Origin of the sequence: Clostridium sp. (assembly GCF_034179595.1) — a bacterium.
Lineage (GTDB): Bacteria > Bacillota > Clostridia > Clostridiales > Clostridiaceae > Clostridium.
Window position 1 is genome coordinate 48465 of the sequence record NZ_JAXFPT010000068.1, and the last position, 6367, is coordinate 54831.

6 protein-coding genes, 3 tRNA genes and 2 rRNA genes are annotated in these 6367 nt (G+C 29.1%); 2 read left to right on the forward strand and 9 right to left on the reverse strand.

What is annotated here, in order from left to right:
- Positions 1-2: 2 nt before the first annotated feature.
- From rsmI to SPJ33_RS08795, 3 genes are all read right to left on the reverse strand, one after another.
- Positions 3-848, reverse strand: coding sequence for a 16S rRNA (cytidine(1402)-2'-O)-methyltransferase (rsmI, locus tag SPJ33_RS08785; RefSeq protein WP_321117587.1), 846 nt, complete (start codon positions 846-848; stop codon positions 3-5).
- The gene (locus tag SPJ33_RS08790) at positions 848-1609 is read right to left on the reverse strand and encodes a tRNA1(Val) (adenine(37)-N6)-methyltransferase (protein WP_321117589.1); all 762 of its coding nucleotides are present in this window, start codon (positions 1607-1609) and stop codon (positions 848-850) included. Before SPJ33_RS08790 ends, rsmI begins: the two co-directional genes overlap by 1 nt.
- Before the next feature lie 145 nt (positions 1610-1754).
- Positions 1755-3209 carry an NlpC/P60 family protein gene (locus SPJ33_RS08795; RefSeq protein WP_321117590.1) on the reverse strand — a complete coding sequence of 485 codons (1455 nt, stop codon included), beginning with the start codon at positions 3207-3209 and terminating at the stop codon, positions 1755-1757.
- A 424-nt stretch (positions 3210-3633) separates the two neighbouring features.
- Between SPJ33_RS08795 and SPJ33_RS08800 the strand changes: the two genes are divergently transcribed.
- Positions 3634-3709 (forward strand) — tRNA-Pro (locus SPJ33_RS08800).
- Between the two features lie 40 nt (positions 3710-3749).
- On the opposite strand, the gene SPJ33_RS08805 is transcribed toward SPJ33_RS08800, so the two are convergent.
- Complete coding sequence (locus SPJ33_RS08805; protein WP_321117591.1) at positions 3750-3902, reverse strand: hypothetical protein; 153 nt, start codon at positions 3900-3902, stop codon at positions 3750-3752.
- 255 nt (positions 3903-4157) lie between these two features.
- On the opposite strand from SPJ33_RS08805, the gene SPJ33_RS08810 reads away from it, so the two are divergent.
- Positions 4158-4820 carry an HAD family phosphatase gene (locus SPJ33_RS08810; RefSeq protein ID WP_321117592.1) on the forward strand — a complete coding sequence of 221 codons (663 nt, stop codon included), beginning with the start codon at positions 4158-4160 and terminating at the stop codon, positions 4818-4820.
- A 101-nt stretch (positions 4821-4921) separates the two neighbouring features.
- On the opposite strand, the gene SPJ33_RS08815 is transcribed toward SPJ33_RS08810, so the two are convergent.
- The 5 genes from SPJ33_RS08815 to SPJ33_RS08835 all read right to left on the reverse strand — a co-directional run.
- Positions 4922-5665, reverse strand: a complete 744-nt coding sequence (locus SPJ33_RS08815; protein ID WP_321117593.1) for a peptidyl-prolyl cis-trans isomerase — start codon at positions 5663-5665, stop codon at positions 4922-4924.
- 182 nt (positions 5666-5847) lie between these two features.
- Positions 5848-5923: transfer RNA gene (locus SPJ33_RS08820), tRNA-Ala, on the reverse strand.
- A 5-nt stretch (positions 5924-5928) separates the two neighbouring features.
- Positions 5929-6004, reverse strand: a tRNA-Phe gene (locus SPJ33_RS08825).
- A 6-nt stretch (positions 6005-6010) separates the two neighbouring features.
- Positions 6011-6127, reverse strand: a 5S ribosomal RNA gene (gene rrf, locus SPJ33_RS08830).
- A gap of 57 nt (positions 6128-6184) precedes the next feature.
- Positions 6185-6367, reverse strand: a 23S ribosomal RNA gene (locus SPJ33_RS08835); the annotation flags it as partial.

Below are 6367 nucleotides of genomic sequence, written 5' to 3' on the forward strand. Positions count from 1 at the left end.
AACTATATATTAGTTGAATATTTGTATATTTCGCTTTTAGGTAATTTTCTATCCTTTGCAACTTTCTTAATAGCATCTTTTTTACTTAAACCTTCATTTATATATTTAACTATATGCTCTTCTATAGAAAGTTCTTCAAATTCTGCTCTTTTCTCTTTTTCTATCTCTTCCTCACTTAATCCATCAAGAACAAGAACAAATTCTCCTCTTGGAGAATTATCTATAAAATGCTCCATTACTTCTGATAATTTCCCTCTAACAATTTCTTCATGTAGCTTAGTTAACTCTCTGCAAACTGCAATGTTTCTATCTCCAAAGTTTTTAAATAAGAAATCTAAGGTACTTAGTAATCTATGTGGAGCTTCATAAAATATTAAAGTTTCTTTTCTATCCTTTAATTCTTCCACTAAAATATTTCTTGATTTATTATCTCTTGGAATAAATCCTTTAAACATAAACGCTGAACTATCTAATCCTGAATATATTAAAGCTGTTGCAAATGCTGTTGCTCCAGGCAGAACTTCAAAATCTAGTCCTTCTTCAATGCATTTTTTAACTATAACACTTCCTGGATCTGAAATCCCAGGCATTCCTGCATCACTTACTAGTGCAATATTTTCACCGCTTTTTAATCTTTCTAGAATTTCGTTACTTTTTCCTTGTTCATTATGCATATGATAACTTATTAAGGTTTTTTTTAGATTAAAATGATTTAACAATTTTATAGTTTGACGTGTATCTTCAGCAGCTACTACATCAGCATTTTCAAGAACTTCTAAAGCTCTTAATGTTATATCTTTTAAATTTCCTATCGGAGTAGGAACTAAATATAATTTTCCTTGACTCATTACTTATTTTGCTCCCCTCTACCATAAATTTCATTTATTTGATCTGAATAGCTTCCATCTTCATTATAAACATAAATTGGATTATCCCATTTTAAAAATGCTCCTCCGTCTCTTTGTCCTTCAACTAGCACTATATTTGGAGCTTTATTTTTATTTGGATGAACCATTCTTATTCTCTTAGGCTCTATCTTATACTTTCTCATTAAAGTAATTATGTCTGCTAATCTTTCTGGTCTATGAACCATAAATAATCTTCCATTATCTTTTAATAAAACTCTTGATGCTTCTATGACATTTTCTAAATTGCATAATATTTCATGTCTTGCAATAGATAATTTATCTGAAGGATTTACTATTCCAGCATTACTTAATTTATATGGTGGATTAACTGTAACAACATCTGCTTTTTCTAACGTTTTTAAAAACTTTATATCTTTTAAATCACTATGTATAAATTCAATGTTATTGATTTTATTTAATTCCACACTTCTATTTGCCATTTCTACCATATCTTCTTGTATCTCTATTCCCTTTATGCTACTTGGATTATACTTTCCATATAATAAAAAAGGTATTATTCCTGTTCCAGTGCAAAGATCAATAACTTTATGCTTTTTCTTAACATTTGCAAAATCTGATAATAATACTGCATCTACTCCGAACTTAAATCCATCTTTCTTTTGTATAAGCATTAACCCATTTAATTGTAAATCATCAATATTCTCATCATTTTTTATTTCAACATTATTATTTATTGACATATTTATTCATCCTTCTAAATTAAAATTTCTTTTCTAATTATACCTTATAAAAAATCACTTCACAACTTAGACAAGATCATTAATCTTAATTAATATAACAATAAAGACCCTAGATTTTCTAGGGTCTTTTTCATGTATTAAAATTCTAATTTAATATTCTTCTTGCTCCATAGAAGCTCCATATTGGTGATACCTTAATAACATCACCTGTACGAGGTGCATGTATAATATTACCGTTACCTACATATATTCCAACGTGTCCTGCATGTGGGAATACTAAATCTCCTGGCTTAAGGTTATCTCTTGATACAGATACTCCTGCTCCAATTTGGTCATATGTCGTTCTACCAATATATATTCCTGTTGCCTTGCTATATGCATAGCTTGTAAATCCTGAACAGTCAAATGAATCTGGACCTGTTGCACCCCAAACATATGGTTTTCCTAATTGAGCATAAGCTACATTTAATACAGCTTGTACGCTTCCTGATTGAGTTCCACTATTTGATGATGAAGCATTATTTGATGATCCACTGTTTGATGAACTGTTATTATTTGAGCTGTTATTATTTGAAGAACTATTGTTTGATGAAGAGTTATTCACTGAACTGCTATGTGATGAACTACTATTTGATGAATTAGTAGAGTTGTTTGATGAATAACTACTTACTGATCCGCCTCTATTTTGAGAAGCTTGTTGAGCTCTTCTAGCTGCTTCAGCTGCTTCTCTTTGTTCTCTCTCTCTTCTTTCTCTTGCTTCTTTTTCCTCTTTTTCTTTCTTTACTACAGCTTTTTGAGCTTTATCTAAAGCATCATTAATTTCCTTAATTACAGTTGGACTCTTTATTTGATTATCTCTTATGTCCTTTAATTGTTGTATTGCACTCTTTAAATCGCTACTTGAGCTATTTGAATTGTTTATAGTATCTAATTGTGTTGAAATTACTTGTCTTTCAGCCTTTGAAAGATACTTAGCATCAAATTCTTTTTGTGCAGACTTAGCTTCTTCTGCTAACTTTTCTTGTTCACTCTTTAATTTCTTAAAGTTATCTAATTCTTTTTCAGTCTCATTATTTAATTCTTCAAGCTTTTTGTTCTTATTTTGAAGTGATGTCATCTTTTCATCTAAGCTATTTTTGTTTGCAAGTAATTCATTTGCAACATTTTTATCAAGTTCTACTAATCTGTTAGCAGAATCTAATCTACTTATTAAGTCTGAAAAACTATCTGCTCCAAATATTAATGAAAGGTAACTAGTTTGTCCACCTGACTTATATAATTCTCTAAGTCTACCATTAAGAACTTCTTCTTGTTGTTTCATCTTTTCTTTAGTTTGATCAATTTCTTTATTAGTAGTTTCAATTTCTTTTTTAGTATTTGAAATCTCTTTTTTGTTCTCTTGTACTTTTTGTACTAATGGTTCTATCTTAACATTTAAATCACTTATTTTATTTTGTATATCTGATATCTTTTGACCTAATTCAGCGTATTCATCTCTTACTTGATTTACTTGTGAATTAGTTGGCGTAGCATATGCTGGTACAGCAGATCCTACTACTAACATTCCTGCTATAATTGCAGTAACTATCTTTCTTTTCATGAGTACTTCGGTTCTTTATGAACCTACCCCCCTTCCAAATTCTGCATTTCTAAACTAGAAATACAATTATTATTATAACATTACCTTTTTAGTGGTACAAGCATAATTTATTACATATTCCTTAAAGTCAACTACTTTTTTAAAACAATTTTGTAAATATATATAATTTTTTTATAGTTTTCAGGCCTTAAATAAAATATATACTTTCCTATAAATTATTATTTTTGACTATATGCACCATACTGTATATAAATTTTACTAATCCAATTAAATTTTAGTTTATTAAAAACACTAAAATTATCCTCATCCTATACTTAACTCTTTCAAAAATTCCCTTACAGCTTTATTGAAAACAATAAAATTATCTTCATAGCAATATTAGTTGACAAGCTTATTATTTTTTAATATAATATATATGTTGTTACGGGGTGTGGCGCAGATGGTAGCGCGCATGGTTTGGGACCATGAGGTCGCAGGTTCGAGACCTGTCACCCCGACCAAAAAAGACTATGGTATTTATCATAGTCTTTTTTATTATATTTAATTATTTTTATTCTCATATTTATCTAAATTTATTCTATCAGAATTTTCTGCTTTCTCTAAATGCATTCTATCAGAACTTGCTGCTTTACATAAAGCTAAAGTTACAATAACAATTAAAACATATCCTATTCCCAATCCAAACCATAACATATATTATATTCCCTCTCCTTACAATATTTAATATATTTATATCAATTAGTATTTCCAGGATATATGTAATATAAACAATCAAATATTATTATGTCAACTATATTTTAAATTATTAATCGCAAATATTTTCATTAATTTAAAAATATTTGTTATATAACACTCCTAAAATGATGACATATATATAAATATACTTGTATAATTATTGCATGATAAGATTTATTATAAATTTATTTTAGCTTTAAAAGGAGGCATAATATGTTCAATAATATTAAAGGCGTAATATTTGATTTAGATGGAACTTTAATTGATTCTATGTGGGTTTGGGATCAAATAGATATAGAATATCTTAGTGAAAAAAATTTAGAGGTACCTAAAAACTTAAATGATGAAATCGGTCATTTAAGCTTTAATCAAGTTGCAGTATATTTTAAAGAAAGATTTAAATTAAAAGACTCTCTAGATGAAATAAAACAACGTTGGAATGATATGGCTTATTATCATTACTCAACTGACATAAAGTTAAAAGAAGGTGTAGTAGAATTCTTAAAGTTTCTAAAAGAATCAAACATAAAAATAGGACTAGCTACTAGTAATTCTCGTGATCTTCTTGAAGTTGTTTTGAAAAATAATAATATATATGATTATTTTGATGCGATAACTATAACAGATGAAGTATCAGTTGGAAAACATGAACCTGACGTATATCTTTTAGCAGCGAAGAAATTAAATGTATCTCCTAGCGAATGTTTAGTATTTGAAGATATTGTACAAGCTATTAAAGGTGCAAAAAAAGCCGAAATGAAGGTTATAGGTGTAGCTGATAGTAGAAATCTTGATGATAGAGATGAAATTATTTCATTAACAGATAAGTTTATTACTAATTTCAACGAAATGATTCCTGAAAAGATTTTAAATTAATTTCGACTTAAGATATTATTTAATTTATAATATTATCTAATTTAAAACATTATTTAACATAATAAAAGGTAATTTTCTTATGAAAATTACCTTTTATTTTACTAATTTCTAGTAACACCATATTTAGCTTCTAATTCTTTTAATACATCTAAATATTTTCTTTGTTGTCTTTCTTGAATTAATTGTTGAACAACAGAATCTTTTACTTCTTCAAATGGTCTTACCTTTGATTCATTTTTTTCATTAACTAAGATTATATGATATCCAAATTGAGTTTTAACTGGTGATGTAACTTTTCCGATTTCTGCTCCAAAAGCTGCTTCTTCAAATTCTGGTACCATCATTCCTCTGCTAAATGCACCAAGATTTCCACCTTGTTCTTTTGATGGGCAAGTTGAATACTTAGTAGCTGCTTCTTCAAAGCTCATTCCATTTTCTATTTCTTCTTTTATCTTAATTGCATCATCTTCATTTTCAACTAATATGTGCTTAGCTGAAACTGTTTCTTTTTCCTCAAATAAATCTTTGTGGGCTTCATAATATTCTTTAGCTTCTTCATCAGTAACTGTTATATCTGATAATATCTTGCTTATAGTCATTTGAGTTAATATTTCTTTAGCTAAACGCTTAACTGTTTCCTTATATTCATCAGTTTCATCTAACTTTAATTCTTCACCTAATTTGCTCATTAATTCAAATGATATCATTTGTTCTAATAATTGTTTCTTTCCTTGTTCAGTTTCAAACATCATTCTTCTATCTTGTGGATATTTTGATATTATGTCATTTAATTCATTTTCAGTTATTTCTACTGAAGCAACTGTTGCTAATACTTTATTTTCCATATTAAATCTCCTCTTTCATTTAAACTTTTACTCTTTAATTTTATCAATATATATAATATTTAACAATGTAAATAATATAAATTAAATATTTATTATAATAATTCTATTAATTTATCCACAAATATTAATTTTTTTGTGGATAAATATACAAAAAAAGATGTTCCTAAGAACATCTTTAAAATTGGTGGAGATAAAGAGATTCGAACTCTTGACCCCTTGCGTGCAAGGCAAGTGCTCTCCCAACTGAGCTATACCCCCATATATGGTGGCTCGAGTAGGAATCGAACCTACGACACGCGGATCTTCAATCCGCTGCTCTACCAACTGAGCTATCGAGCCGTATGTACCTGGCAACGTCTTACTCTCCCGCACGGTCACCCATGAAGTACCATCAGCGCTAGAGAGCTTAACTTTCCTGTTCGGAATGGGAAGGAGTGTTTCCTCTATGCCATCATCACCAGATATTCAGATTGTTCTCTGAAAATTGCATATGAATTTTTGTTGATCATCTGTTTTTTATTGGTCAAGCCCTCGACCTATTAGTATCAGTCAGCTGAACATGTTACCATGCTTACACCTCTGACCTATCAACCTTGTGTTCTTCAAGGGGTCTTACTAGCTTATGCTATGGGAAATCTCATCTTGAGGTGGGCTTCACGCTTAGATGCTTTCAGCGTTTATCCCTTACCGACTTAGCTACCC

Bases quoted from the DNA above. Each gene is read 5' to 3' on its own strand.
- rsmI (WP_321117587.1), bottom strand. From the start codon at position 848: ATGAGTCAAGGAAAATTATATTTAGTTCCTACTCCGATAGGAAATTTA.
- SPJ33_RS08790 (WP_321117589.1), bottom strand. From the start codon at position 1,609: ATGTCAATAAATAATAATGTTGAAATAAAAAATGATGAGAATATTGAT.
- SPJ33_RS08795 (WP_321117590.1), bottom strand. From the start codon at position 3,209: ATGAAAAGAAAGATAGTTACTGCAATTATAGCAGGAATGTTAGTAGTA.
- SPJ33_RS08805 (WP_321117591.1), bottom strand. From the start codon at position 3,902: ATGTTATGGTTTGGATTGGGAATAGGATATGTTTTAATTGTTATTGTA.
- SPJ33_RS08810 (WP_321117592.1), top strand. From the start codon at position 4,158: ATGTTCAATAATATTAAAGGCGTAATATTTGATTTAGATGGAACTTTA.
- SPJ33_RS08815 (WP_321117593.1), bottom strand. From the start codon at position 5,665: ATGGAAAATAAAGTATTAGCAACAGTTGCTTCAGTAGAAATAACTGAA.